The 25,065-nt window shown below is 61.0% G+C and carries 23 protein-coding genes and 2 pseudogenes; 10 read left to right on the top strand and 15 right to left on the bottom strand.

The annotated features are described in order from the left end of the window. The first annotated feature begins 6 nt into the window (after window positions 1-6). Entirely contained in the window at window positions 7-1,332 is a 1,326-nt protein-coding gene (locus CITRI_RS19205; RefSeq protein ID WP_141565875.1) for a hypothetical protein, read from the top strand. Window positions 1,333-1,762: 430 nt separating this feature from the next. Then, complete coding sequence (locus CITRI_RS18660) at window positions 1,763-1,987, top strand: hypothetical protein (protein ID WP_083843152.1); 225 nt, start codon at window positions 1,763-1,765, stop codon at window positions 1,985-1,987. A gap of 74 nt (window positions 1,988-2,061) precedes the next feature. On the opposite strand, the gene CITRI_RS20525 is transcribed toward CITRI_RS18660, so the two are convergent. Further along, window positions 2,062-2,358, bottom strand: a complete 297-nt coding sequence (locus CITRI_RS20525; protein WP_083843153.1) for a transposase — start codon at window positions 2,356-2,358, stop codon at window positions 2,062-2,064. A gap of 265 nt (window positions 2,359-2,623) precedes the next feature. Between CITRI_RS20525 and CITRI_RS0100715 the strand changes: the two genes are divergently transcribed. Beyond that, complete coding sequence (locus CITRI_RS0100715; RefSeq protein ID WP_010142614.1) at window positions 2,624-4,462, top strand: alpha-amylase family glycosyl hydrolase; 1,839 nt, start codon at window positions 2,624-2,626, stop codon at window positions 4,460-4,462. A gap of 183 nt (window positions 4,463-4,645) precedes the next feature. On the opposite strand, the gene CITRI_RS18670 is transcribed toward CITRI_RS0100715, so the two are convergent. The 10 genes and pseudogenes from CITRI_RS18670 to CITRI_RS15690 all read right to left on the bottom strand — a co-directional run bounded on the left by CITRI_RS18670 (window position 4,646) and on the right by CITRI_RS15690 (window position 13,931). Continuing rightward, the gene (locus tag CITRI_RS18670) at window positions 4,646-5,428 is read right to left on the bottom strand and encodes a hypothetical protein (RefSeq protein WP_237708948.1); all 783 of its coding nucleotides are present in this window, start codon (window positions 5,426-5,428) and stop codon (window positions 4,646-4,648) included. Between the two features lie 33 nt (window positions 5,429-5,461). Continuing rightward, window positions 5,462-5,818, bottom strand: a pseudogene (locus CITRI_RS20530) (esterase/lipase family protein); the annotation flags it as partial. Then, a complete protein-coding gene (locus tag CITRI_RS19755; RefSeq protein WP_192807881.1) occupies window positions 5,716-6,048 on the bottom strand; it encodes a hypothetical protein in 333 nt (110 codons plus the stop codon). The gene CITRI_RS19755 and the pseudogene CITRI_RS20530, both read right to left, overlap by 103 nt. A gap of 27 nt (window positions 6,049-6,075) precedes the next feature. Further along, a complete protein-coding gene (locus CITRI_RS18675; RefSeq protein ID WP_083843155.1) occupies window positions 6,076-8,658 on the bottom strand; it encodes a CHAT domain-containing protein in 2,583 nt (860 codons plus the stop codon). Between the two features lie 11 nt (window positions 8,659-8,669). Continuing rightward, the gene (locus tag CITRI_RS18680; protein ID WP_083843156.1) at window positions 8,670-9,491 is read right to left on the bottom strand and encodes a 4Fe-4S single cluster domain-containing protein; all 822 of its coding nucleotides are present in this window, start codon (window positions 9,489-9,491) and stop codon (window positions 8,670-8,672) included. Then, window positions 9,379-10,161 carry a helix-hairpin-helix domain-containing protein gene (locus CITRI_RS18685; protein ID WP_083843157.1) on the bottom strand — a complete coding sequence of 261 codons (783 nt, stop codon included), beginning with the start codon at window positions 10,159-10,161 and terminating at the stop codon, window positions 9,379-9,381. Before CITRI_RS18685 ends, CITRI_RS18680 begins: the two co-directional genes overlap by 113 nt. Continuing rightward, a complete protein-coding gene (locus CITRI_RS18690) occupies window positions 10,142-10,360 on the bottom strand; it encodes a DUF2997 domain-containing protein (protein ID WP_010142619.1) in 219 nt (72 codons plus the stop codon). The genes CITRI_RS18685 and CITRI_RS18690 overlap by 20 nt, the downstream gene beginning before the upstream one ends. A gap of 1 nt (window position 10,361) precedes the next feature. After that, window positions 10,362-10,811 carry a hypothetical protein gene (locus tag CITRI_RS0100740; protein ID WP_029138916.1) on the bottom strand — a complete coding sequence of 150 codons (450 nt, stop codon included), beginning with the start codon at window positions 10,809-10,811 and terminating at the stop codon, window positions 10,362-10,364. After that, the gene (locus CITRI_RS18695; RefSeq protein ID WP_083843159.1) at window positions 10,811-12,544 is read right to left on the bottom strand and encodes an AAA family ATPase; all 1,734 of its coding nucleotides are present in this window, start codon (window positions 12,542-12,544) and stop codon (window positions 10,811-10,813) included. Before CITRI_RS18695 ends, CITRI_RS0100740 begins: the two co-directional genes overlap by 1 nt. A gap of 195 nt (window positions 12,545-12,739) precedes the next feature. Beyond that, window positions 12,740-13,931, bottom strand: a pseudogene (locus CITRI_RS15690) (IS3 family transposase). 38 nt (window positions 13,932-13,969) lie between these two features. Between CITRI_RS15690 and CITRI_RS15695 the strand changes: the two are divergent. Continuing rightward, window positions 13,970-14,449, top strand: coding sequence for an RNA methyltransferase (locus CITRI_RS15695; RefSeq protein WP_083843161.1), 480 nt, complete (start codon window positions 13,970-13,972; stop codon window positions 14,447-14,449). Window positions 14,450-14,552: 103 nt separating this feature from the next. After that, window positions 14,553-14,810, top strand: a complete 258-nt coding sequence (locus tag CITRI_RS0100760; protein WP_010142627.1) for a type B 50S ribosomal protein L31 — start codon at window positions 14,553-14,555, stop codon at window positions 14,808-14,810. Between the two features lie 118 nt (window positions 14,811-14,928). Here the strand turns inward: CITRI_RS0100760 and CITRI_RS0100765 are convergent, their stop codons facing one another. Beyond that, window positions 14,929-15,438 carry a hypothetical protein gene (locus tag CITRI_RS0100765; protein ID WP_010142628.1) on the bottom strand — a complete coding sequence of 170 codons (510 nt, stop codon included), beginning with the start codon at window positions 15,436-15,438 and terminating at the stop codon, window positions 14,929-14,931. A 263-nt stretch (window positions 15,439-15,701) separates the two neighbouring features. On the opposite strand from CITRI_RS0100765, the gene CITRI_RS19975 reads away from it, so the two are divergent. Then, complete coding sequence (locus CITRI_RS19975) at window positions 15,702-16,136, top strand: hypothetical protein (RefSeq protein ID WP_141565876.1); 435 nt, start codon at window positions 15,702-15,704, stop codon at window positions 16,134-16,136. Window positions 16,137-16,506: 370 nt separating this feature from the next. After that, window positions 16,507-16,908: a helix-turn-helix domain-containing protein gene (locus CITRI_RS0100780; RefSeq protein WP_010142632.1), complete on the top strand. Its 402-nt coding sequence runs from the start codon at window positions 16,507-16,509 to the stop codon at window positions 16,906-16,908. A 634-nt stretch (window positions 16,909-17,542) separates the two neighbouring features. Here CITRI_RS0100780 and CITRI_RS19215 read toward each other — a convergent pair. The 3 genes from CITRI_RS19215 to CITRI_RS19220 form a co-directional block, all read right to left on the bottom strand. Then, window positions 17,543-18,463: a hypothetical protein gene (locus tag CITRI_RS19215; protein WP_141565877.1), complete on the bottom strand. Its 921-nt coding sequence runs from the start codon at window positions 18,461-18,463 to the stop codon at window positions 17,543-17,545. Between the two features lie 173 nt (window positions 18,464-18,636). Next, complete coding sequence (locus tag CITRI_RS18700; protein ID WP_010142633.1) at window positions 18,637-19,644, bottom strand: radical SAM protein; 1,008 nt, start codon at window positions 19,642-19,644, stop codon at window positions 18,637-18,639. 402 nt (window positions 19,645-20,046) lie between these two features. Continuing rightward, on the bottom strand, window positions 20,047-20,565 hold the full coding sequence (locus CITRI_RS19220; RefSeq protein WP_141565878.1) for a hypothetical protein: 519 nt from the start codon (window positions 20,563-20,565) through the stop codon (window positions 20,047-20,049). Window positions 20,566-21,200: 635 nt separating this feature from the next. Here CITRI_RS19220 and CITRI_RS15700 point away from each other — a divergent pair. The 3 genes from CITRI_RS15700 (at window position 21,201) to CITRI_RS0100805 (ending at window position 25,065) form a co-directional block, all read left to right on the top strand. Then, window positions 21,201-21,992 carry a BTAD domain-containing putative transcriptional regulator gene (locus CITRI_RS15700; RefSeq protein WP_141565879.1) on the top strand — a complete coding sequence of 264 codons (792 nt, stop codon included), beginning with the start codon at window positions 21,201-21,203 and terminating at the stop codon, window positions 21,990-21,992. 575 nt (window positions 21,993-22,567) lie between these two features. After that, complete coding sequence (locus tag CITRI_RS18230; RefSeq protein ID WP_202798416.1) at window positions 22,568-24,517, top strand: phage tail sheath C-terminal domain-containing protein; 1,950 nt, start codon at window positions 22,568-22,570, stop codon at window positions 24,515-24,517. 23 nt (window positions 24,518-24,540) lie between these two features. Then, window positions 24,541-25,065 carry a phage tail protein gene (locus CITRI_RS0100805; protein WP_010142636.1) on the top strand — a complete coding sequence of 175 codons (525 nt, stop codon included), beginning with the start codon at window positions 24,541-24,543 and terminating at the stop codon, window positions 25,063-25,065.

The raw sequence follows: 25,065 nt of genomic DNA on the forward strand, positions 1-25,065 counted from the left end.
AACACGATGAGCACATTGGATCGGTGGTACGCCTCCGGACCCATCGGCGTCAATACCGACTTCGCTGAGTTCGGTACTGCGGCCAGCACCATGGGCTCTGCCCTGCGGCACGACGACTGGGACACGCTGAACCTCTTAGATGGGCGTACAGCCGCGGGTGACCAAGGCCCGAATCTGAACCTATGGGGTATGAGCGAAACCCAGGAAGCCATCCGGTTGGCCACAATCTCGGCACGGCTCGCCCCTACCTCGAGCGGCGGGGCTAGCTCTTATCTAACCTTCCACACAAAGGGTCCGACAAACGGCGTCACCGAGATGCTACGTATCAGTGGAGGCGACCGGGAACAAGACCGCGTCGTGAGGTTCACCGCCCCCAGTACGGTGATCGTTGGCGCGGGCGGCGACGGCATACTGAAGACGCGGCGCATCAATGGCAAGCGCGGGGACAACGACGAACCTGAGGGGCTATACCTGAACTGGGACACCGGCACTCCCGTCCATATCGGCGGCGGCGCCCCCGGGCACCTCGCCATACATGGCGACATAACCATAGACGGCGACCGAACATTCAACGCGGCCGGGCAAATGAACCTTGCCGGCGAAAAAATGCTCGTCCTATCGCACAAGCAAGGAATACTTATCAGCAAAGCAGCAGGCGGAGGAAACCTGACGACTGAAGGCAATCTTACTGCTCAAGGCAATCTGGCTGGCACATATACACACACATGGGACCTCATCGCAGGAGGAGGGGTATACATCGGTGATGCAAGAAGTCCGTCGGCCGACATTCAAAATAGCGGAAACATGGGATGTCACGACGTGTTTGCACGAGGGGGTGTATACGTCGGTGGAAGAGACGCAAATACATCTCCTATTCATATGTACGCCTCGGGGGAGATCAAAGGCAAGGAGTTAAGAATAAGCGGGCATAAGAAATTCGTGATCGACCATCCGTTGTGGCCCGATAAGCGGCAGCTCGTTCATGCGTCGATCGAGGGTCCTGAAGCTGGTGTCTACTATCGAGGGGAGGCCACTACGGACGCCACCGGATGCGCAGAAGTCATGCTGCCAAATTACTTCGAAGCTCTCGTCCGTCCGGCGAACAGAACAGTGCAAGTCACGCCCTTGATGGGCGAACGGCCTAATGTATCTCCCCTAGGCGTCTCTGAGGTCCAAGACGGCCGTTTTACAGTTCGAACCCTGGATGGTGGGCAACGCAGCCAGAAATTTTACTGGGAGGTAAAGGGCGTCCGCATGGATGTCGAAGAACTTGAAGTTGAAATCGACAAATCAAACGCGCACAGCGATGAACTCGAATCCGTCAACTCATGACCGGTCGGTTTGGTTTTGAACGCATCTCTCAGGAACCTGTCCATCATCGATTGGGCCAGCGCTGGTGCGCAAGCACTCGAGTATCTGAAGGCAGCGAATTGCTGGATTGGCGGCTTTCGCTCGGAGCCTGTAGAGGTCGAGCTGTTTAGGATTAGGGCGTGTCTATGATTCCGCATAAAATGCGATTCATCCGTTAGGCGGCGATGCATCAATAAGAAACAGTCGGGCCGATAACGGCACTTGTCCATAAACTAGATACATAATTTATGGGGCATCTATCAAGCATTCGTCTCGGGTATACGATTAGCGATGGAGGGAAAACGACAACGGCAGGAGATAAGCGCCCGAAGAAGTGGCACTTGCTGAACTCTAGGTGCCTATACCCGTGAGTCTTCATATTCCAATGGCACCGAGCGAAGGGGATCCGTAAATGGAAGATCTCATCAAGGCGCGTTTAGCTGAGCTGAAAACAGAAATCGAGATAGGTGAACGTCGGTGGCAGGAAGCCAACTTGGAACAGGCCCGCCTGCGGGACACGCTGACACGAATGTCGGGTGCCATACAGATTCTGCACGAACTGCTCGAGGCCAAGGAACCACTGAATGATCACACCAAGGAGTCAGCCAGCGTCACCCAAGAGGGGCCACCAGGCTAAACCAATCCGGGCTGTAACAACGCTCCAGCGCCAGCAGGGCGCTGCGCGAACGCTGCAATACTCCTAAGCCGCGGCTAAGCCTGCGTGTTTCTCAAACAGTACGCGTGTTCCGGGCTGGAGTTGGGGCGGATCTGGATGAGGGCCACGGAGCGGATGGCCGAGTTCAACTCGCGGTTGCCGTTACGGGAATGCCGGTACCGGCTGTCGTCGGCACCGGTGATCTCGACCGGGACGGTGCCGCTGTAGATGGCGAAGACCCCAGATGTGGGGAATCGGCTCGGGCCTTCGGTGCCGGTGCGCGAGGCGGAGGCGGGTGTGATACCGAAAATTCCGGTCAGTGCGGTTGAGTGCTCGTCGAGCAGGCCCCGAATGTGCTCGCTCTTCTTGCAGCTGGTTCAGGAGTCGGGTTCGGTGCTGGTTGAGGCGTCGCGGCGAACGTCGAGGAGTCCGAGGGCCTCGGTATAGCCATTGACCACCACTTTGAGGAAGTCTCCGTGGATGGCCGCCCAGCCGGCTGGGCTGCGGCGTCAAGGCGCTCCTTCCTCCGTCGGCCACCGCGCGACACGCTCCAGCGCATCTCCATGGAGAGCCCGGTCCAGCACCATCTGGCCGATTGAATTCTACTCAGGAGTTTCCATGCAACTCTTGCCTTTGGACAAGCTGGGACCCCACATCAAGCAAGGAGAGGTCCATTTCGGTTTCCTCTTGCCATGGGTCTCCGCGCATGACGGAAACCGGCTCTTCGTGAAGTTGATTCACGAGCAAGACCAGTTCCTGCAAACCGTGAAAGCACGGCGCTTTGAACTTCAACACGGGTTAGATGCCACATACGGAGACTACTGGTCCGGGACCGTGAAATTGGTGCCAGAAGATGGCGGTTCTCACTTCGGGCAGCCGGGGCGGTATCTCTACCGTTACGATCTCGAGTCACCCCTCCTAGACACGCCGTTGGACTGGATCGTTGATCCATATGCTCGCGAGTACGGCGTTGGCCACCAGTCGGCTTTCACCCTCGATTATGAGGAACACGTCTGGGCTGACAGTGAGAAGGTGTGGAAGACACCTCACCTGCGTGACCTCGTGGTCTACGAAATCATGCTCCACGAGTTCTCGTGGGACCTGGTCGGTGCGCAGAATCTGTTGCCGTACCTTCGCGACTTGGGGGTCAGCTGTATTGAGTTGATGCCTGTGGCGAACGTGGCGCGCAGCATCGACTGGGGGTTCGAGCCCATCGGTCCCTTCGGACCGGACGAGCGCTTCGGCAAGCGACGCCACTTGCAGCGCTTCGTCGAGTCCGCCCACCAACACGGCATCGCCGTGATCCTGGACATGATCCACGGACACACGGGCAGCCACTTCGCCTACGAGTACGTCTACGCTCGCCTCGGCTACCACGAGAACCCGTTCATGGGCTCCTTCGCCAAGGACATGTTCGGGCCCAGCGTCGACTATCGCAGGACCTTCGTCCAAGATTTCTACTTCACCGTCAACGACTACTGGCTCGACCGGTATCACATCGACGGCATCCGCTATGACTGCGTGCCCAACTACTGGGATGGCCCGGCCGGCGTCGGCTACGCCAACCTCGTGTATCACACCTACCGACGGGTGGAGCAACAGCAGGGGACTGGGCACTGGCAACGCTTCTTCGTCAGCGATGAACCCCTCCGGCTTATCCAATGCGCAGAACAGCTAGAGCACCCCGTGGACGCGGTAGAGAAGACCTATTCGAATGCCGCCTGGCAGAATGAAACGCTGGGGGCTTTCCAAGGGGTCGCCAGTGGCGACTGGGGACGGCTCACCGACCTCGGGCTGCAGTTGGGCCTGACCAATTACGAGGAAGTAATCGTCCACGACGGGCAAATCCATCCCAAGACCGTATTCCAATACCTGGAAAACCACGACCATTCCCGGTTCCTGTGCCGGTTCGGCACCCACGACCTTCTCGGGGGCGTCATACGCGAGGCGGACCGATCCCACTGGTACCGGCTCCAGCCTTATCTGATCGCGTTGCTCCTGGCCAAGGGCGTGCCCTTGCTATGGCAGGGCCAAGAGATCGGGGAGAGCTATGACATCCCCAGCGACGGATATGCTCGCATCGGCCGGCTCCGGCCGATGCGCTGGGAGTATTTCTACGACGGCCCCGGCCATGCTCTCATCACCCTGTGCCGCTGTCTCTTGAAGCTGAGAGCCGACCACGATGTCTTCCGGCGCGGGCAGTTTTACTTCCATAATCACTGGGACCAGTGGCAGTCCCGCGGCCTACTGCTGTTCTCGCACTGGACCGATGAATGCTATGCCCTGGTGGCCTTGAACTTCACCGAACAGGAGCAGGCCACTTCCTTCTGGTTTCCCCGCGCAGGCGACTACCGCGAGAGGCTCCACGGAATCCACGACCTCCATGCCGTGCCGGAAGGTCAACCAACTGCCTTCACGGTACCCTCCCACTACGGACGCGTCTGGATGCTCGATTGACTCCTGGGTCTGCTCACTCGCCACTCCCCGTTCTCTTGCGGGCCGTCTATACAGTTGGACTGGTTGTCCCTCTCAGGCGGCCTTCGTCGTCACTGTGGTGACCTGAATGAGCTGGCATGAGCCCAGCAAGTCGCCCGTACAGAGACCTAAGAACGCCATTCCATGGTCCGGTTACCGCCACGGTCAGCGAGGAGCCACCACCACGAGATCACTCACCGGCTCTACACGCTTGTCTCCCGTTACGCTGAGGCGGTAGAGCCCGGGCGGCTGGGCGGGGATATCGATGTAGTTCGTGCCGTCAGTCGCCGCCACTTTGCCTGTGATGGGGCCCTTACCGTGGCTGGCACGGGACTCTGCGGGGCCTGGGGTCACTTCCGTCAACTGATCGAGCTGGTAACGCAGGGTTAGCGTGGCTCGACTCGGCGTGACTGTGAAAGCGATACCTTCACCAGCGGGATACACATCGTCCAAATCCACTGACAGCTTGACAGGGCCAGCGTTCCGCCACGTGGACAGATCCACGTCCGAGGACCCCAGCCAGCCGGCCGTGTGGGAGAGTATTGACGGCGCATTCTGGAGACTGCCGTGGCGAGTGCCGGAGAAGACCGCGGCGCGGTCGTCTTTCCACTCCATAGGCGACGCGGCAGGGCGTGGGACGGTCCCGTCTCCTTTAAGATCCTGGCCATTATGCGTCAGGAGTGCTTCCAGGCCTGATGGAGTCAGCACGGCCGACTGCTTGGTTGGATGCTCGGCTCCAATGACGGTGGAAAGTCCATATTGGCTTTGAAGGTATTCTTCTGATTGAGCGTTCCGATTCACCGCATCTTCGATCTCCTGATGGAATGCTCTAGCCGCCACAACGGCCTGAGGGTCAATTCCGGGAATGCGGTCGGCAACATCCGTGAGGTACTCCAACTTCCCCTGGCCAATGTCGACGCACGGATAGATCGGCAATAACTGGTACACGGACGGTAGGCTTCGTACCAGCGACGTCAGGTCCACCAAGCCGAAGGCCTTGCGCATCCCGTTTGCGAGGAAGTCCAGTGCGTTTAAGGACCCACGATGAGGAGTTCCGAACGTGACTAGTGCTCGAGTGTCTCGCCATCCTCCGAGGACTTCGAGGTAGTACCTCGACACTAGCCCGCCCATGGAATGGGCGAGGAGAACGGCTTTGGCTTCCGGATGCTTCCGTCGGCGTGTACTCAACCATGTGGTGACCTGGGCATGCAGATCGTGCGCTGCGATGCGGTTGTCTAGACGCCAGTCGTAGGGAAACTCGAAGTAGTTTTTCTTTCCTCTGAGTGCTGAACGGTACGAACGTGCGTTCCCAGTGCGCCATAGCCGTCGATCTTCCACAGGCCTGGAATTAAGTGGGCGTCGGGCGCCACCCGTGCGGCACTAACTCCGTCTTTCGGACGCTCGCCGGGTGGTGCATGCAGGTCCACTCGGAGATCATCGAGACTGCGGCCGCCGCTGAACAACGCCTGCAATCCCGCCTCGGCGGTCAGTCCGAACACATCCTTTTCGCCCCGTTGGAGGACTGACCCGGTGATTCCCGGCAGAACGATGTAGATATCTTCGTTCACTTTGCTTCCTCATTCCGTGGTCGACCACTATCGACTTCCATAGAGGGTCATGCCTGCCCAGAGATATACTGGACCGCCTTCCAGTTGCTGTTGTGTAGCTCTGAATGCTTCCAACGGCTTGCGACCGGACCGCCGGTAGCGATGCCATGTTGTCGTAAACCGTCGGGATTCCTGGTCGTTGGCCTTCGTGACACTGACCAACAGAGAGCGCGCGCCAGCTTCGAGGAATGATGCGACCAGTCCGAGGGCGTCGTCTCCTGCGAGTGTCATCTCGTGCGCCGTCTGGGGTCGCCAGCCGGTGCTGCAGGCACTGAGCACTACTTCGGGGTAGGGACAGCGGCGCTGAATGATCTCGCCGGCATCCAGCGTCGAGTTGGAGAGGATCAGTGCACTTGCCAGCGGCTCCTCCTCGTCAATATCGGCATGGCAGGCCACATGGAGGATCGCATTTTCTCCCTCAGGTCGCCTCAATAGTTCAAGACACGCGGCCTCGGTGGCGTGCTTACCGCGCGCGGGCGGCATGATCAACCTCTCGGGGCCATAGAGCGCTTCGAGGTCCGATAGCTCCGCCGCAGCTTCAGGAAGAGGCGAGTAAGTTTCTTCTAGGCCCGTGTAGTCGGGATCGCCGATGAGCGCGACCTGAGGCGAAGACAGAACCGATCCATCCTCAATGGCCAGGGCGGCGAGATTCGGCAAGAGCCCCACAGCTGCCGAGTCGAACAACCGGCGGCCCTTCATTTTCAAGGCCGCCCAAGGGAGGAGATGGAGGACATCATGAGGCACAACGAGAACGACGGATGCAGACGAGAGAGCGCCGGTCAATGCGCGTGAAATACTCGCTGGCAACAGATCAACCAGGTCGACACCGCCCTGCTCGGACAGGTCATAGATGGTGTGGTCCGGGTTAACTCGTGTCAGGTTGGCGGCGTATTGTCTGACTGCCTGATGGGTGTTGTCGTCCCACGTGCGCTCGTCCACGACCACGCCTTCAGGTCCTCCCAGCAGTCCAGCAATAAGCCGATCGCCACGGAGATGAAGGATGAGGGCGAGACGCCGAGAGGCTGCCAGCTGGTGGTGTATGGACTCGATGTCTGGCGGCGCAGGAACTCGCAGACCGCGCCATCGAGGGTCCTTGAGCCTGATCTCTTCCAAGAGAGCACGGCGCTGCTTGAGCAACTCCTCACGATGCCGCAAGTCTTCGACTTGGGCGATGCCGGCGTAGTCGGCGAAATTCACGGCATCGATGGCCAACGAGAGCTGGTCGAACCTCGACTGCTCGGTGTCGTGGTCGGCTGGCTGGGGAGGTGTGCTGAGAACCGCAGCCAGTGCCCGAGCCTTAAGGTATTCAACCAGCTCCATCGTCACGACGTCGGCCTTCATGGCCAGTGCCAAGTCGATGGCCTCGTGGAGCATCGGCAGCTTGTCACGGATGAAACAGGTGTCGAGCTGGTAGCCCAGCGGGGCCAGCCGCAGCGTGTCCGCATCCGCCGCCGCTTGCCGGTAAGCGGAAAGCGCTTCATCTTGGCGACCCATGGCAGCGAGGGCACGACCTTTACGCCAATGGAGTTTCCACGCGGTATCCAGATCCGGGTATGCCTCTTGATCGGCCAATCCGTCAGAGGCCAAATTCAAGGCTTCCGCATAGGTGCCCCGCTGGTGGGCGACGTCCGCCTGCAAGCGGCGCAGGGTTCCTCGACGAGGGCGCATCAGGCCGCTTTCAAAGTGCAAGGAGACCGTGTTCAGCAGCCGGGTTGCCTTGTCCAGGTCTCCGACTTCCAGAGCGGTCGCTGCCAGATAAAAGTCGATCGCTCCGGGGGCGAACTCGTCCACGTACTGCCGGGCTTCTTCAAATTGGGGGCGTGCCATCTCAGGATGACCGAGCTTAAGATTGACGCGCGCTCGGCCTTGCACTGCCTCGTAGTGCAGCCTCCGCAGAGCTAGGGCATCTTCTCCCGAGGCGTCCCCGACCGGCTCGCCAGCTGCAATCCTCTCGAGCTGTCTTCTGATGGCTTCCGCCACCTGTGCCTTACTTGGCACACCGAGAGCCAAGCGGTCATCGACGAGAAGTTGTGCCTCCCCCCAGGTATTCAGGGCGCGGCTGAAATCCCCTAGCCACTCGTATACGTTGGCAAGGTCGGAGACGGTCTGCGCAGCTTCGATCGGATGTGACGCACTGACGAACATTTCTTTGGCGCGCTGTAGTCCCACGATTGCGTCGTGGAAGCGGCCGGCCGCTGCCGCCTCCTTGGCGCGTGTCAGGGCGAGGCGTGCGGCGGGAACGCCGGATAGATACTTCTCAGCGAGCTGGTCAGCCTCGGCTCGGAGGGCAGTTGCTGAAGTCCGGTCACCCTGGGCTTCAACCCAGTCTGCGTGCATGGAAAGGTGCTGAACCAGAGGCTGTGCAACCGAGCTGGCGTCGAGATTGAACCAGCCCGGCCAGGCTCGCTTGTACATTTCCAGACGCTCCAACCACTCGAGCGCTAGCTCACGGTAGGTTGAGCTCAGGTGTCGAGCAGCAGGGGCCGCCATAGCATCGATCCCAGCAGCTATCATTCGCTGCTGGAGATCAGCCAGAGCTATCAGTGCGGCCTGTTCATTATCGGGGTGCATGATCGAAGTCCTTACTCGGACGACACCGGGCGGCTGGACCGGGGACTAATGGACGAATCGCCTGGTGAGGATGTCCTAGTAGCTAACTGCGCGTGAATGCGCCCGCTGTTCGTTCCGATGGGGTCGAAGTCTTCGGCGAGCAGTTTTTCCAATGTTGTGGTTGGAGCCCATCCATTGACTGAGATAAGACCATCGGGAGCTATGCGAATCTCAAGGCGATCGGTTTCCGATGGGAGATTCTCGGCGAGGGCGCGGTACCGGTCTGTGAGGAGGTGGAACTGCTGATTGGTGGAGCCTACCCAGGGTCGTTCATGGTCTGGCTTCGAGGCTATGTAGGGCCCGTCCACCAGGAGGTCAGTGGCATTAAGCAGCCTGCCGATCTCCTGGTTCGAAGTCGCTCGGGAACGGAGCCGCGGGAGGGTGTAACCGGTGAATGTCATCACTGACAGGCCCGCCTCTCGCACCTGTTGCGCAATGATCCCTAGAGGGCCAGCTTGTTCGAACGGTTCTCCACCCAGAAGAGTTATTCCCTCGTCTCCGGAGGCGATCGCGGCGTCGGTCAATTGGTCGACCGACATGGTTACTCCGCCGCTAGTCGACCAGAGATGCGGATTGAAGCAACCGTGACACCGGATGGAACATCCCTGGACCCAGATGGCAAACCGCACTCCCGGCCCTTCGGCGGAGGTGTGGGGGACGACTCGGCCGACCCGGATTGGATCAGAAGTCGACGACACGGCCGCTTCCTGCCTGTCCCGGACCGTGTCCTCCGGCTTTGAACAGCAGATGGTCGCGAATCTTGAGCGCCACGTGCGGCGGCACCTTTGCAGCATCGACGAGGTCCTCAAAGTTCCGGTAACCGTTCCGCGCATCACGGGCGGCCACGATCCGCTGAGCCAGTGCGGCGTCGACTCCAGGTAGTTGAGTCAAGTCCGCGACGGTTGCGGTGTCGATGTAGACGTTGATCGCGCCGCCTTGCTCGTAAGCCGTACCTGTCTCTCCGGTTCGACGCATGCCAGGCGATGGCGGTGATGGTCGATCAAGTTGTCGGTCGTGGGCCCAATAGGCTGCTGGATCCGGATCAACTTTGGAGGTGGAGGCTGTCGCATGGCGAGGCCTTTCTTGGTTGGCAGCCCGCCCGGGTGGTGGCTGCAGGCCCTGGGGAGTTTGGGACCCGCCGGAATTGGCGGAAGGCGACCTTGCGAGCTCCTGCAAATACGTGCCGTTAACGAGGGCCGCATGGACCGTGGGCACAAGCCACGGCACCAGAATTAAGGCCGGCGCGGCTAAAGCTCCAACCAGTGCTGCAGCGTAGCCCGCGGCGAAAGCTAGATACGATTTCTTGCCGGTTTGTATCCCGGCAATGAGGAATCCCAACCATCCCAAGAGGCCTAAGGACAGAACTGGTGGAAGGATCCACCACGAATTGAGATACCGCCAGCTTTTACTCGCCAGCTTGGCTTCCGGGGTGTTTTTGACTGGCTCAGAACTGCTGAACGTCATGATGACTCTCACTCGGTTCTCGTGCGTTTATTGCTCTGTACTCGGCGGTAAATGCGCTCGATGTCACCTCTGCCTTCAGGAGTGCTTCAAGCACTTCGATGTAATCGAGGCAGCGAGCGCCTTTAATTCCCTGGGTCTCTGCTGCAATCGTGCCGTCTGATGCCACCCGCACCACGATCCGTCGCCCTTGCGTTTCCATCTCAGGCCTCCCTGTCGACGTTGAGAACGAGCACTACGGTGTCGTCTTCTTGAACCGTCTCCGATGCCACAGTCAGCCCGGCCTCAGGTGCTCGAGCTCGGATGCGGTCGACGACCTCTTCCTGCACTCGACGTGCGTAGGCCGAGTCGATCGACATGGCAAGTTCCGTGACGCTCTGCGTGGTGACCGCTCCCCATGCGTGCACGGCCCAGATGCCGTCGGCGTCTCTCGTGAACCGTGCCTGCATGCCTGTCCAGGACCCGAGGATTCCGTCCCTATCAGCGGCCACCACGGCACCGGTGTCCGCCAGGGCCATCCGCAGCAATCTTTCGTCCTTCATACGCGTTGCGACGGTCACCACCGGCCGACCCGCCGCATCAGCGCCCTGTTTGGCCTTCCATGCTGCAACGGCAGCTATGGCCATCGGTACGAGCAATAGTTCGACGCTCATCAGAAGTCCACCAGTCTCCCACCTCGGGCTAGGGCCCGGTCCGTCTGACTGCTTATGGGACCATCTGGCGGCAAAGGCATCTCTTCGTTCTGCTGTGCCGTCACGTACCCCGAACGATCCTCGGTGGTCGTCGCTGCGACTGCCCGCCTGGCCGCCCATTCGCGGATTGCAGAGACCTGCTCAGCCTGTGTCACGCTGAGCGGAACCATATTGCGAACTGCACGCTCCAGATCAGATTTCGTGAGCGATCGCCGGTCCGCGAAAGCGTCGAACAGACCTGCTATCACAGCCTGCTCAATCTCCGCGCCCGAGTAGCCCTCGGTCACTTCTGCAAGTTGATCGGTCAAGACCTCGCTCACCGAGATGTCACCCGCTACTTTCGTGTTTTCAAGTCGACGAGCAAGATGAACATTCCACACTTGACGCCGTTCGGTTTCTGTCGGGAGATCCACGAAGAAGATTTCGTCAAATCTTCCTTTCCGCAAGAACTCGGGTGGCAGCACATCCACGCTGTTGGCGGTGGCAATCACGAATACCGGCAGGGTCTTTTCCTGCATCCACGTGAGGAACGAACCAAAGACCCGCGATGACGTGCCAGAGTCGTGGGATAATCCTGACACGCCTGAAAATCCCTTCTCTATCTCGTCGATCCACAAAACGCAGGGCGCGGTTGCCTCCGCAGCGCGGATGGCGCTGCGCATATTGTGCTCACTGGACCCCACTAGTCCTGCGAAGACTCTGCCGATGTCCAACCTCAACAGCGGCAAGCCCCACGTCGCGGCAACAGCCTTGGCGGATAATGACTTGCCACATCCCGGGACACCCGTGATCAGCACTCCCCGTGGTGCGGGCAGACAGTAGTCTTTCGCTTCCGCCATCCAGGAGTCGCTTCGCTTCGCTAGCCAGCGCTTTAGATTCTGCAGCCCTCCTACATCGTCGAGACCTACCTCTGAAGAGACGAACTCCAGCAGGCCAGACTTCCGGATCGCTTGGCGCTTTTCATCGAGGACTACCTCCACGGCCGAGTTCGATAGAACGCCATCCTCGACCATGGCTCGCGCAAAGGCATTCTCCGCCTCATGCAATGTCAGCCCCATAGCGGCTTTGGATAACCGTTCACGACCTTCATCGTCCACCTCGACGCGGAGACGATCATTGTCGGAATTGCGCTTGATCATATTGTCCAGGACTTGGCGAATTTCTAACTGACTGGGCAAAGGGAAATCAACGATGGTCCATTCCTTCTCCAGCTCGGGAGGGATCCGTAGCACCGGGGCAACTATGATGAGCACCCGAGGTTCGTCGCCGAATTGGAAATCTCGCGCGATATCGCGCAGTCGTCGCACCAGCGACGCGTCGGCGGATCGACCGCTTCCGTCCCCCAACAGAGCGTGCAAGTCATGGAAGACGAAGACCGCGCGACTGGGATGGTGCTGCAGAATCCAGTCGAGAGCACGTCCGGGATCCTGCGTGTTCGGTTGCACCGCCCTATCCGGACTGATCAATCCTTCAGTGAGAGTCCATTGCCAGACTGGTCGGGCAATTCGCAGTCGGTTCGTATCGGAGGCCACGGAAACGATTTCTTCGAGCACACGCGTCTCTTCAAAGGACTCGATGTAGAGGGTCGGATACCGTGCTTTTAGAAGCAGTTCGAGGTCATCTCGGAAACCGCGTGCGCTCTTGCGTGCAGTCTTAGGTGACACATGCAAATTGGTTGACGTGGAACCGGCCATGGTAACCCCTAAGTTCTTACCGGTCTCCTGCGAGTACAACTGAGAACACAGTAAGCCCGTGGTGGCAAAACCGGCTAGATGTTTTATGTCGCGCGGTACGAGCCCTCGCGAGATAGACGTAGACGTCCCGCTACGGCAGGAGGCAAGGGAATGCGGACCGTTCGGGACTGCTGCACGAATAGGTGACAGGGTCGGTCAGGCTGCCTGAGTGGCAGCTGTGGTCATGATGGTCTCGTATTCGATGGGGGTCAATCGGCCCAGGGCTGCTTGCCGGCGGCGTCGGTGGTAGGTCCGTTCGATCCAGGTGACGATCGCGATCCGCAGCTCCTGGCGGGTGGCCCAGGGGCGGCGGTCCAGGACGTTCTTCTGCAGGAGCGCGAAGAAGCTCTCCAACGCGGCGTTGTCACCGGCGGCGCCGACCCGGCCCATGGACCCGACCATGGCGTCGCGGTGCAGGGCGAGCACGAACTTCCGGGACCGGAATTGCGATCCTCGGTCCGTGTGGACGACGCAGCCGGTCACGTCGCCACGGCGGGCGACGGCGTTGTTCAGCGCCGCGACCGCGAGCCGGGACTTCATCCGGTCGCTGATGGAGTAGCCCACGATCCGTTGGAGTAGACGTCCTTGATCGCGCAGAGGTAGAGCTTGCCTTGGCCGGTGCGGTGTTCGGTGATGTCGGATAGCCACAACTCGTTCGGCCCCTGGGCAGTGAACCGGTGACGGGTCACGCCGTGCTCGTCGAGGTAGGCGCACAGGTCGTCGTGGACCGGCGGACCGGGCTTGGTGCCGTTCTTGCCGCGTTTCTTGCCGAACGCAGACCACCAGCCGTTGGTTGAGCAGATCCGCCAGGCGGTGCGCTCGGCCATCGGTTCACCGGCGTCGCGGGCCTCCTCGACCAGGTAGCGGTAGCCGAACTCCCGGTCGTCGGTGTGGGCATCGAACAGGGCGTTGGCGCGGTAGGCCTGTGCCAGTTCCGCCTCGGTAACCGGGGTGGCGAGCCAGCGGTAGTAGGGCTGGCGGGCGAGCTTGAGGACCCGACACGTCACCGTGACGGGCACCCCGTCGGCGGCGAGCTCCTTCACGAGCGGGTAGAGCCTTTTGACGGCAGGTTGGCCTGCGACAGGTAGGCCGCGGCGCGGCGCAGCACCTCGTTCTCCTGCTCCAGCAACCGGATGCGCTTCTTGGCCTCGCGCAGTTCCGCGTTCTCTGCGGCGGTCGTTCCGGACTTCGAGCCGTTCTCGATGTCGGCCCGGCGCATCCAGTTACGCAGGCAGGACTCGGCGATGCCGAAGTCGGAAGCGATCTGCTTGATGGTCTGGCCAGGTTCACGGTTGCGGGCGACGTTCACGACGTCGTCGCGGAACTCCTGCGGATGGGGCTTGGGCACGGTGTACATCCTTCCAGCAACGCCTCACGGCGTCACAGATCAGATGTCACCTATTCGTGCAGCAGTCCCAACCCTCTAACCTCGGGGCGATCTTCCGCTCGGCGGCGGGACTGGGGGTGGACGCCGTCCTGGTCAGTCCCGAGTCCGCTGATCCGCTCTACCGGCGCAGCATCCGCGTGTCGATGGGTACCGTGTTCGCCGTGCCGTGGGCCCGTATCGGGGGGGCCGACGGCCGGGGCCGGTTGGCCTGGCCCGCCGAGCTGGACCGGCTGCGGGGGGAGGGCTTCACGGTGGCCGCCCTCGAACTCAGCGAGGAGGCCATCCCCGTGGATGCCCCGGAGCTGCGCGGACACGACCGGCTGGCCATGGTCCTGGGTGCCGAGGGCCCGGGGGTCACCCCGGCGACGCTCGCGGCCTGTGACCTGCACGTGGCGATCCCCATGTCCGCCGGGGTGGCCTCCCTCAACGTGGCCGCCGCATCGGCCGTCGCCTTCTGGGAATTGCGTTCCCGCGACTGAGTGCCGATGCGCTATAGTTGATCCTCGGCCGTGCCGCGGCCGACCCCCAAACGTTCCTGAAAAGCTGCTGGCAAAATCCAGTGGCGCATGCGAAGGATTCCCCATGAAGACTGACATCCACCCCGATTACCAGCTGGTGATCTTCAACGACCTGGCCTCCGGCGAGAAGGTCCTCACCCGGTCCACCACCTCCTCGGACAAGACGATGGAGTGGGAGGACGGGAACACCTACCCCGTGATCGACGTCGAGATCTCGGCCGCGTCCCACCCGTTCTACACCGGCAAGCAGCGGATCATGGACACCGCCGGCCGCGTCGAGCGCTTCAACGCCCGCTTCAAGGGCTTCGGCGGCAAGAAGTAGTCTTCCGCCTCCACGACATCCCGGAACCGGGGTCGAGCCGGCCGTCCTCCTTCAGGAGGCAGCCAGGGCTCGGCCCCGGTTCCTGTCTGTCCGGCTGCCGGCCCTCGGCCGGCGGCGGTCAGATGTCCAGGACGGGGAAGTAGCCGGTGCCCTGGTAGTCGTCCTCGTCGCTGGGGGAGCGACGGGCATCGTCCGCGCGCGAGCTGTCCCGCACGGCCAGCACGCAGCCGGCGATCGACATGAACAGCATGATGATCCCCTGCGGATTGCTCAGCGCGGCGGCCACGCCCTCGGCCTGGGGCCCCGCCAGGGCGCCGAGCACGGAGGAGGCGCCCTCCCCGGTGTCCGGCAGCGTGAAGCCCAGCCCGAGGCCGCAGGCCCAGGCGATCAGCAGCAGCCCCAGGGACCGGGCGGAGGGATGGCGTCCCGGGCGACGGCGGGGCACCGCGAGGGCGGTCAACGAGAGCAGGAGCAGGACCGGGGCGAGCGTCAGCGCATAGACCACGGTGAGGTCCCCGGCGCTGTCCGTCAGGAACCTCCCACCGGCCATCCAGAGGGGCACCGCCACGGCCAGGATCCAGCCGGCCCTCGTCGTCCACCGGCGAAGGGCACCCGCGTCGTTCGTCATGCTCCGAGCCTACCCATCGGCCGTCACCGCCCGGAGCCGGACCGTGGCGCAACTGCACCGGGGCGCCCAGCGTCCCTGCGTCCGACCCGGTTCCTCCCCTTACCGGCCGTTGCCAGGGCGCCGCAGAGCACGGCATCCGACTCGGGCTGCGCATCCGGGCGGCCGAGGGTCCGGATGGCTAAACAGGACGGCTTCCCGGGGCCGATCCCCTGTAGGACAACTTTTACAGCACCGTCATCCCGGCCGTTCAACGAGGGCCAGGCATGCCTTCCGCACTGCGCTGGCAGCTTTCCGAACAACTGAACACGTACAACCATAGGGTACGCTTGTACGTGTTGAAGGATCAATGCCACTCGCTGTGGCTCCATACCCAACAGATGCGAGAATGTGGCAGCCCCGGCGGCGGGTCGCCGTCCAGAGGAGTCGACGTGCCCGAGTTTTACCACGGCCTGCAGCAGCTCGCTGCAGCAGCCAACAGGTCCGTGTCCAGCGGTTACCAGTGGCGGCAAACGCTGCCGGAACCGGATGCTGTGATGCCTACGGGGGACATCAAGCGATCCCGCCAGGGGTGGAAGGTGTCGACCCTACGCGACTGGGCGGAGAGCCGGCAGGAGCCGCTGCGGACAGACCTGCTGGAGGGTCTCAAGAAGCTGGAAGCCACCGAGCGCGAATACCGAGCTACCCACCCTCGCTGGTAATGCTGACTAAGGCATCGAGGCCGAGGGGAATCCATGAGACAGCGGTGGCACCAACTGAGTATCGGACTGTTCACGCCAGGAGATTGGAACCACTTCAAAGCTGCTTTGCGCCACTGGCTGGAGGGTGACCAACCACAGGCGGGCGAGGTGCTCCTCGACGACGCCCAACCGGACTCCTCCGAGTACACCTTCGCCCAAAGTGTGCACCGCTGGATGATCCAGCTGGACATGCCCGACCTGGCTGAGCGAATAGACCTCAAACACTTCCGCGAGCGCGACCCGTTCTTGACGGGGCCCACGGGGAGCACCCGCGTGAGGTCACGACGCAGTACAGATTGACGAAGCGCCATCAACGTAAGGAGGCCCCGCTGTGGAACCGATTGAACTGACCGCACGCCGTGAAGCTTTGGGACTGACCATCGCCGGCCTGGCGAAGCACCTGGAGATCAGGGAGAGCAACCTTGCCCGGTGGGAGGGCGGCACTTACGAGCCGCGGGATTGGGATTGGATTGACGAGGCCCTAGAGCGTCTGGAGCGATACCAGGATGAGGAGTACCAGCGCCTCAGGTCGCTCGCTGATGAGGAAGGCCTTGAGGGGGAGGGGCCGACTGGTCGGATCCGCACGTACGGCAGCAACGGGGATCTGTGGTCTGCGCACGCGTGCGCAAAGCAGCTGAGGATTCCAGCTGTGGTGCATCGGACTGCTGCAGCGCGTGCTGCGGTGGCGTTCCGGGCGGATCATGGGAAGCCGGCTGACATCGAGACTGCCTAGGGGCGGGTGAGGGAACCTTGACTCTCCCACCTGCCGTGGGGGATCAGCGACCGTCACCGTCGAACACGTTGTCGGCATTGACACCCACGACCTCCTCGCTAAGCTCAATGGCTCAACGGGAGACTAATGTGTCACGGCTCAGGCCAGAGATTGATACAACCGACGCGGACCGGTTCAACTTCGGCGTAGCGCTGCTGAGGCAGAATCTCCTTTGTCACTGTGATGAGGGTGGATTACAGGCTCGGGGCGGTGTTCCATATTGCCTCCCGGTCACGGTTCCACCGAGACGAATGATCGATCAGACTTCTGGCCCCAGCTGGCCTACGATTCGGTCTCGCAGACCGGCGAACTCAGGAGGAAGGAGGCTGAGAAGGAGCCGTTCGATCTTCTGTCCCGGGTCTTGGAGTGTCCGGTCGGCTCCTCTCACGGTCCCGTTCCAAGCCCGACAGTCGACGTGGTCGAGGGTATAGAGAAACCCTCGATAACCGAGCCCTGGGGGCTCCGGCACTGAGTCCCCAGTCTGGGACAGACTTTGGTGGAGGGCTCGCACGAGTTTTTCATGCTCCTTGTCGAGTAGCCATTGTGGGTTCCTCTGTCCACTGAAGACGTCCAACTCAACGAGCATCGCGTCTCCTCAGTTGATGACGACAGATCGTCCCGCGTAGAAATAGCCGCAGAAGTCGGTGTAACCGCCACGATCGCATGTCTCGGGATCGGTGATCAATGCGTTGCTGTTGTCGGTATTCCGTGCAGCTGTCTGACCTGGCTTGTGGCCCCAGAAACCCCCTCGCTGGTGTCGATACCAGTGATAATCGAAGCCTGGGTCGATGACCAGAGCCATAAGGCGACGTGGCCATTCGTCCACGGGGAGGCATTCGCATCGGCGCACCAGTCCATCGGCTATAGCCGCGGCGGTCACAGTCCCGCAGGCCATGGTGCCGGTTCCAGCGCCGTGTGCCCGTCCCGGCTGGGCGAAGGTATCTGTGCGCCAATTGCGAGCATAGTTGTAGCAGTTGTTGTATTTGCGGACGTCGGGAGCGTTCCAGAAATCAGGGTTGAACTGGCTTACCTCATATTCGCACTGTTCGCATCTCTCGTCCCGGATGATTGTGCGAAGAGGATTGTATGGGGGCCACGTCGGACACTCAGCCGCCGGGGGGGTCTCGAGGTATTCGTGTAGCCGCTTGAGGATGTGTTCGCGGAGTTCGGTCGTAAGTGGAGTGAGCGTATGCGCCACAAGTTGGATGCCCTTGTCTTGCTCCATCGACTCCACCACTCTCAGCGCCAGCTCCCCAGAGGCCTGGAAGTCCTCGGCGGCAACGGATGCGAGGGCAAACTCGCGCGTGACCCCGGGGCGATCAATTGGCTCGTCTTCCAGACTCGTCACCCGGATTTCCCGGAAACCAAGCCCGAGGTATCCGGATTCGGGCCGTGCCGCGACCCCCTCAGTCGAGGAAACGGCTTCAAGAATCGCATCGACCGTGCCAGGGTCGGTGATGATCCATTCTGGATTCGGGCGGCCGGAGAACATATCAACTTGAATGCGTAGCATCATTACTCCTTATTTTGGTTCCACGATTCGTGGAGAGATATCTTCTGATGTCGCCGGTTCAGTTGCCGCTGTGATGCCGTGATCGTCCAGCCCACGCCTGCAGGTCACGCAACGTCTGCACATATCCGGCCTGAAGAGATGATGTTCTCTTTATGGAGGGTTTGGCCCGGTCTTGCCTATGGACTGGCAACTGGTGACAAGCTGCGGGCGACCAGCGTTTCGTGCCAGTTGAGTACCATTTGCTCGCTGTCTTCCTGGATTTCGTCAAGAAGTGTGTTGCTGAGGTTCTGGAGGTGTGGGTAGCGCTTCTGCATAAAGTCTCTCCATCCCTCTAGCAGCGATTGTTCAGCGAGGTTGCAGACTTGATACGTAGGATCAATCCCGTACGCCACTGGGACGACCCGGCCGGCGGGGTCCACCACAAGGACCTGCACATCATCGGCGGTTTCACCGGACGGCGGGGAGGAGAACGGCCTTCTTGAGAGAAGCCGACTGCGGAGTTCGAGGTCCAACTCGATTCGTAGGTCATCCAGGTGCAGCCGGTTGAGTGCTTTGGCTTGCAGGAACAGGCGATTTCGGTCGCTGGGAGTCAGGGCTTCTGTAGTCATGTTGAGTTCGGCCCGACCGTGCATTTCCAAGGGGTGAAGACGGATCGAATAAGCACCATGCCGTCGTGCTGTGGAGATTACCTCCCCTAAGAACGGCAGGGAAGATTTGGTGACTGTATGGACTACGGCAGAGGCGATTCGACTGTTGGCAATGTAGTCAAGGGCGCGCACGGCTCGACCAAAGGCCTGATGAGAACCGCGGATTCGGTTGTGGAGTTCTGGAGGCCCGTCAAGGCTGATCGCCATCACATCGAGGAGCGGTTCGAGGCGATTCGTCATCTCGCGGGTAAGGAAGGTGCCATTTGTGACAAGACCGGTCTGCAGTCCGATATGCCTCGCAAATGTCAGTAGCTCCTCAAGCTCCGGGTACATCAAGGGTTCCCCACCGGATACAGACACTGAGTCGAAACCGAGAACAACCGCATCGGATAGAAACTGCTTGAGAAGGTTCTGATCTAGGGACTGCTTTTGAGCTGGGGCGGAGGAAGAATAGCAATGGGCACACTTGAGGTTGCAACGCAACGTGGGATGTACTTGAACGATACGGCGTGCGCCTTCTCCAGACGGGCCAGTCATGCTTTCCCAGTCATTTGATGCGCAACTCGACTCGACTGACAAAAGTTTTCGGATTTACAATTCCGTACGGAAAATACTCGAACCGATCGAGGTGTTCGACATCCTTTAGGGCACTAGCTAAGCGCTCTACACCCTGTTGATCGAGTACGATTTCCACGCCCAGCCCGTCGGGAGTGACGATTCCCTTCCATATTCATAGCGCACTCCAAATCGCGGTGTAGACACTTATCGAGTGCCAACGAATCTAGGAGTCTTCTTGTAGGGGCAGCTAGGTTTGAGGTTCGCTGACTCCCGGGCGCGATCCCATTGTTATCGCCGGTTACAGGCGGGGTTATCGATGAAGTGACTACGCTGATCGCCGAAGTGGAACTATCCAGCTTGCACTAATCTCGAAACATGATCTCATGTAGCAATATCTATTTGTAAGGATTCTTGGACATTGTGAATGGGCATTGCGCAACCGTGGCTGCTCAACCCGTCGGGAAGATCTATGAATGGTGCAGCGTGCAACAGGGCGATGACCTCATTATTCCCGTTGAGTATCACGGATCCAGAATCGCCCGGGCCTGCGAATACAGTCACGAAGGGCACGCCTCCAGTGATGTCGTACTGGTCGTATGAAGGCGATGTTCCCAATGATCTGCGGGCTCTGACGAAGAATCCATCAGTCAAGAGAGTCCGGGCACCACGCTTTTTCACCATCTCGCCCGGGTTTGGCACCGCCGTCGAGACCCCCTGAATCGGTCCGATGCCTTCCACAGTCGTCAGGGCGCTCCGCGGGCCCGTGAGGTCAAGAACGGCGCAATCGAGAAATACCGGCCCGACTTGATCTCGTAAGTCGGACACCGTGCCTACCAGATTTCCTTCAGGGGAGGCGGGCACATATGACGCCTGAAACACCTTTAAGCCGATCTGGTCCACCACGTGAGCGCAGGTCAGCCCTTGCAGTACCCCGGTTTTACGGTTTCGGACCATGGCACCCCACGTGCCCGAGGCGGGGGCGAGAGCCAGATCAGCAGGTATGGGCTCTCTCATAATTTGAATCCCGCCGCGCAGTGGGTCATACCGCGTTTCATCCTGGAGGAGTGTGGGTTGCACCTGTACGACATCCGTAATGTAGCCGCTGAACTCGGGAGGCACCCGTTCGGGCTCTGGGACCTCGCTTAAAGATTTCTTCTCTCGAACATGGACGAACAGAGCAAGCTGATCTGTATACTCCTTGCCGATTTGTTTCAGTCCAACACCAACGCGATATTTGTCCGGGGCGACGGTATTTAGCCGTTCCCACAGAGCATCAGCAGCGTCGCCAGCTTCCGGTGTAATGGTTAGGGGTTTTTAGGTAGCAACTTGCCCCCTTCCTCAATGCTGCAAGCTACTCCCGTATCCCCTTTGAGACTAGGGTTGGTCGATCTCGAGGGACTGGATTTGGCCGGGAGCAGTCTGAGAATGTGACCGCGCTATCCATGACACCTTGACCTTCGACCGGGCCTCAAGGACGCTTTGGTCAGGATCATTCGGTGTTTCAGGCTTCGGTGCGGCCCATTAGGGGGACGAGCGTGGAATATTTAGCCGCGGATCCGGCCCAGCAGGTCGCGGTGGTGCTTCTGGGACGTTTCCAGGTCTCCTGCGACGGGAAGGAAGTTGTCCTTCCCGTCGCTTCGCAGCGTCTGGTCGCGCTGCTGTCGTTGTCTGGGCGACTGAGCAGGCTGGTTGCGGCAGGTCAGATGTGGCCGGACGTCTCTGAGGGGCAGTCCCTAGCCAACCTGCGCACCATCCTTTGGAAGCTCCGCCGGATCCACAGGGGGATCGTGGAGGTGTCCGGGGAGTCCCTGGGTCTGCCAGCCGGCGTCATTGTGGACGTCCAGGCCAGTGTCGCGCAGGCTCTAGGCATTATTTGCGAGGCACAGAGCCTGCCCACCGACGCACTGCTGGCGTACAACGGTGTCGGGGAGATTTTGCCGGGTTGGTATGACGACTGGGCGCTCTCGGAACGCGACCGTCATCGTGAGTTGACGCTGCATGCCCTCGAGTGTGCGGCCCACGAGCTCCTTCGGCGAGGGCTGCCCGGTGCGGCCATGGACGCTGCACTCAGTGCCGTCCACCTCGAGCCGCTGCGCGAGAGCGCGCACTCTGCCGTTATCCAGGTCCACCTGGTCGAGGGCAACGTGGCCCTAGCCATGCGGCACTTCGACGCGTTCCGCCGCACAATGCTCACCGAGGTTGGGGTTGATCCGACGCGGTCCTTCAGCGACCTCATCGGCGGGCCCTGCCCGGTGGAAGCCTCGAATCAGATGGCTCTGCGTCCGAACACCGTACGTCGGTCCTGGCAGGCGGAGACGGGCCGGTGACGCTGGGGAGACGCCGGGTGGACGCCCACCGGATCACCATGGACCCCAACGACCAAATCCTGACCGGTGCAGAATCCCAATCTGACCAATCCTAAGGGGACGTCAATGGTCCAGGTGAGCTATCCAGGTGTATACCTCGTCGAGAAGTCCAGTGGAGTCAAGACCATCACCGGTGTCGCGACGTCTATAGGAGCGTTTTTCGGGCGTGCTCGGCGGGGTCCCATTGACAAGCCCGTCCGTTGCCTGAGTTACGCGGATTTCCTGCGTACCTTCGGTGGGGGGCACCCCGATAGTGAGCTCGCTATGAGCCTCAGCCTCTTCTACCTCAACGGCGGGACGGATGCTTATGTGGTCCGCCTTGCTGGAGCGGACGCGAGGGAGGCCGGCATCGATTTGCACAATATCGAGGGTGTTCCAGTCCTGCGGGCGACGGCGAAGATGGTGGGTGAGTGGGGCAACGGGCTCCGTCTCGAAGTGAGCCACAGGACACCCAACTCGGGCGAAAGCTTCACCTTGACCGTCGTTCAGGAGGAAGGGGGGCGGTGGTTGCTAGCGAGGTTCACGGGAACCTCGTCATGGACCCGGCCTCGCCCCGGTTCGCGCCGGCCTATGTCACCGGAAACTCTTCCCTCATCGATTTGGAAATCCTCCCTGGTTTCGATCCTTTCGTGGACAGTTTCCCGGGGTACTCTGAGGCGCGCCGTCCGCTGGGTGGCGACCTGGCCGAGGTGCAGAGTACCCTGGGCTCCCTTATCGACCTCGGCAAGACTACGGGTAAGCGGTGTTTTGAGGTCTCGGTCAATGGTTCGGCCTATGTCAGGGTGGACCTGGGGACTTGGGATGTCGGTGACGCCGGTATCACAGATCTCGGCAGTCTCGCCGACGAACTCAGGGACCGGGTCAATGACGCACTCAGCGCATTTGTTCCGGCTCAGGCGGTCTCCGCGGGGTTCAGGGCGGGGTCCGACGGACAGCAGTACCTACGGCTGACGGCGACGAGCGGAGACTCCTCGACCGTCCGGGTCCGCCGTTCGGGAATTCAGGATCTGGCCAGCGCGCTCATGCTAGGCGTCGATAACGGTGGCATCGAACTCGCCCGGGGCAGCAATTACCGCCCCGCGTCCACCGGTACTGTGTTTCGGGTGGCCGACGATGATGGTGAGCCGGCTGGACTCTCGGTCCTCGAGGGGCTCACCCAAGCCGACATTGTCTCAGTCACCATCGGTTCCGAGCCCACCATCGCGCTCAATGTCGATCCGAACAGCATCCAGACGACCGCCGCGGGCGACCCTTTCTACCGGGATAAACTCCCCGGTGACTCGCCGAACGGCAAGAACGACGGTGTGCGCGAGAAGTTGCGGATCATCGCACAGGCTATCAACAGTGCACCTGGGTCCGGTTATCGCGCCGAGGTTCGTGGGTACGAGCTCGCGATCTTGGCCAAGGCCGGAACTTTCGACGAAATTCCAGGTCAGGTGACCTTCACCGGTCCTAAGGAGACCGATGTCAACGCCCGCATGGTCCGTAACACTCGCCAGATCACCTTGGGTCCCAATGGAAACAGTCCATTCATCGCCTTCGACCCGGTAGAACAGACTGGAAAGGACGGTTTGGAGCCGGGCTTCGCCGAGTACGTTGGAGACCCGGTGACCAAGACCGGCTTCCACGCCCTGGATTCCGTGGACCTCGTCAATCTCGTCATTCTGCCCGCGGACCTGTCACTGACCGAAGAAGACCGTCGGCAGCTCTGGGGACCGGCGTCCATCTATGCCCAGTCCAGGCGAGCCTTCCTGCTCATGGACGCCCCGGATGGTTGGACGGACAGTGAGGGGAACCCCGACATTGTGCAGAATACTGACGACGTCGACAACCTGCGTGCCCTCGTCGTCAAGGATCACTCCGCCGTCTTCTACCCGAAGCTGAGTCTCAACGACCGCGGCACCGTCCGGACCATCGGGTCTTCGGGGGCGATGGCCGGGCTCATGGCCCGGACGGACGCGTCCCGCGGCGTCTGGAAGGCGCCAGCGGGGACGGAGGCGGACTTGCGCGGCATCGTCGGCCTGCAGGTAACCCTCACCGACAGAGAGAACGGAGTCCTGAACAAGCTCGCCGTAAATTGCGCCCGCCGATTCTCGTCCGGCTTCGTGAACTGGGGCGCCAGGACTATGGAGGGAACAGACGATATCACCTCCGAATGGAAGTACATCCCTATCCGCCGGCTCGCACTCATGATTGAGGAAAGCCTCTACCGGGGAACCCAGTGGGTGGTTTTCGAGCCCAACGACGAGCCGCTCTGGGCGAAGATCCGGCTCAATGTCGGTGCCTTCATGAACGGCCTCTTCCGCCAGGGCGCCTTCCAAGGATCCACACCATCCGACGCCTTCTTCGTCAAGTGTGATTCCGAGACCACGACTCAGGCGGACCGGAACCTCGGCATCGTCAACATCGAGGTCGGATTCGCACCGCTGAAGCCGGCCGAGTTCGTCGTCATCACCATCCAGCAGATCGCCGGCGACCTCAGCTGACCGGCCAAGCAGGAGGACCTCACATGCCCAACGGCTTCATCGTCAACGCCCACCGTATTGACCCGTACAAGAACTTCAAGTTCCGACTTCTCTGGGACCACAGAGTCGTTTTGGGGGTATCGAAGGTCGGCCCCCTAAAGCGCACCACAGAGGTGGTGACCCACCGCGATGGAGGAGACAACAGCCGAGACCACAAGTCGCCCGGACGCACCACCTACGAGGGCCTCACCCTCGAGCGCGGGATCACCCATGATCCCGACTTCGAGATTTGGGCCAGCCTCGTGCACTCCGCGGGCGGGGACCCGTCGATGGATCTGTTGAACTTCCGCAAGGACGTCACCCTCGAGTTCCTCGACGAGAAAGGCCACGTGGCCAAGAGGTACTTCCTCTTCCGCTGCTGGGTGAGCGAGTACCAGGCGCTCCCGGACCTGGATGCGAATGCCAACGCGGTGGCCATCGAATCGCTCAAGCTCGAGCTCGAACGTTGGGAGCGCGATCCTGATACTAAAGAACCGGACGAGGCTTCAGCCGTTCCGGCCAGTGGTTGA

Origin of the sequence: Citricoccus sp. CH26A (assembly GCF_000224415.1) — a bacterium.
In the GTDB taxonomy this organism is placed as follows: domain Bacteria; phylum Actinomycetota; class Actinomycetes; order Actinomycetales; family Micrococcaceae; genus Citricoccus.

Bases quoted from the DNA above. Each gene is read 5' to 3' on its own strand.
- CITRI_RS19205 (WP_141565875.1), top strand. From the start codon at position 7: ATGAGCACATTGGATCGGTGGTACGCCTCCGGACCCATCGGCGTCAAT.
- CITRI_RS18660 (WP_083843152.1), top strand. From the start codon at position 1,763: ATGGAAGATCTCATCAAGGCGCGTTTAGCTGAGCTGAAAACAGAAATC.
- CITRI_RS0100715 (WP_010142614.1), top strand. From the start codon at position 2,624: ATGCAACTCTTGCCTTTGGACAAGCTGGGACCCCACATCAAGCAAGGA.
- CITRI_RS18675 (WP_083843155.1), bottom strand. From the start codon at position 8,658: ATGCACCCCGATAATGAACAGGCCGCACTGATAGCTCTGGCTGATCTC.
- CITRI_RS18680 (WP_083843156.1), bottom strand. From the start codon at position 9,491: ATGCTGCAAAGGTGCCGCCGCACGTGGCGCTCAAGATTCGCGACCATC.
- CITRI_RS18685 (WP_083843157.1), bottom strand. From the start codon at position 10,161: ATGACGTTCAGCAGTTCTGAGCCAGTCAAAAACACCCCGGAAGCCAAG.
- CITRI_RS18690 (WP_010142619.1), bottom strand. From the start codon at position 10,360: ATGGAAACGCAAGGGCGACGGATCGTGGTGCGGGTGGCATCAGACGGC.
- CITRI_RS0100740 (WP_029138916.1), bottom strand. From the start codon at position 10,811: ATGAGCGTCGAACTATTGCTCGTACCGATGGCCATAGCTGCCGTTGCA.
- CITRI_RS18695 (WP_083843159.1), bottom strand. From the start codon at position 12,544: ATGGCCGGTTCCACGTCAACCAATTTGCATGTGTCACCTAAGACTGCA.
- CITRI_RS0100760 (WP_010142627.1), top strand. From the start codon at position 14,553: ATGAAGACTGACATCCACCCCGATTACCAGCTGGTGATCTTCAACGAC.
- CITRI_RS0100765 (WP_010142628.1), bottom strand. From the start codon at position 15,438: ATGACGAACGACGCGGGTGCCCTTCGCCGGTGGACGACGAGGGCCGGC.
- CITRI_RS19975 (WP_141565876.1), top strand. From the start codon at position 15,702: ATGCCTTCCGCACTGCGCTGGCAGCTTTCCGAACAACTGAACACGTAC.
- CITRI_RS19215 (WP_141565877.1), bottom strand. From the start codon at position 18,463: ATGATGCTACGCATTCAAGTTGATATGTTCTCCGGCCGCCCGAATCCA.
- CITRI_RS18700 (WP_010142633.1), bottom strand. From the start codon at position 19,644: ATGACTGGCCCGTCTGGAGAAGGCGCACGCCGTATCGTTCAAGTACAT.
- CITRI_RS18230 (WP_202798416.1), top strand. From the start codon at position 22,568: ATGGACCCGGCCTCGCCCCGGTTCGCGCCGGCCTATGTCACCGGAAAC.
- CITRI_RS0100805 (WP_010142636.1), top strand. From the start codon at position 24,541: ATGCCCAACGGCTTCATCGTCAACGCCCACCGTATTGACCCGTACAAG.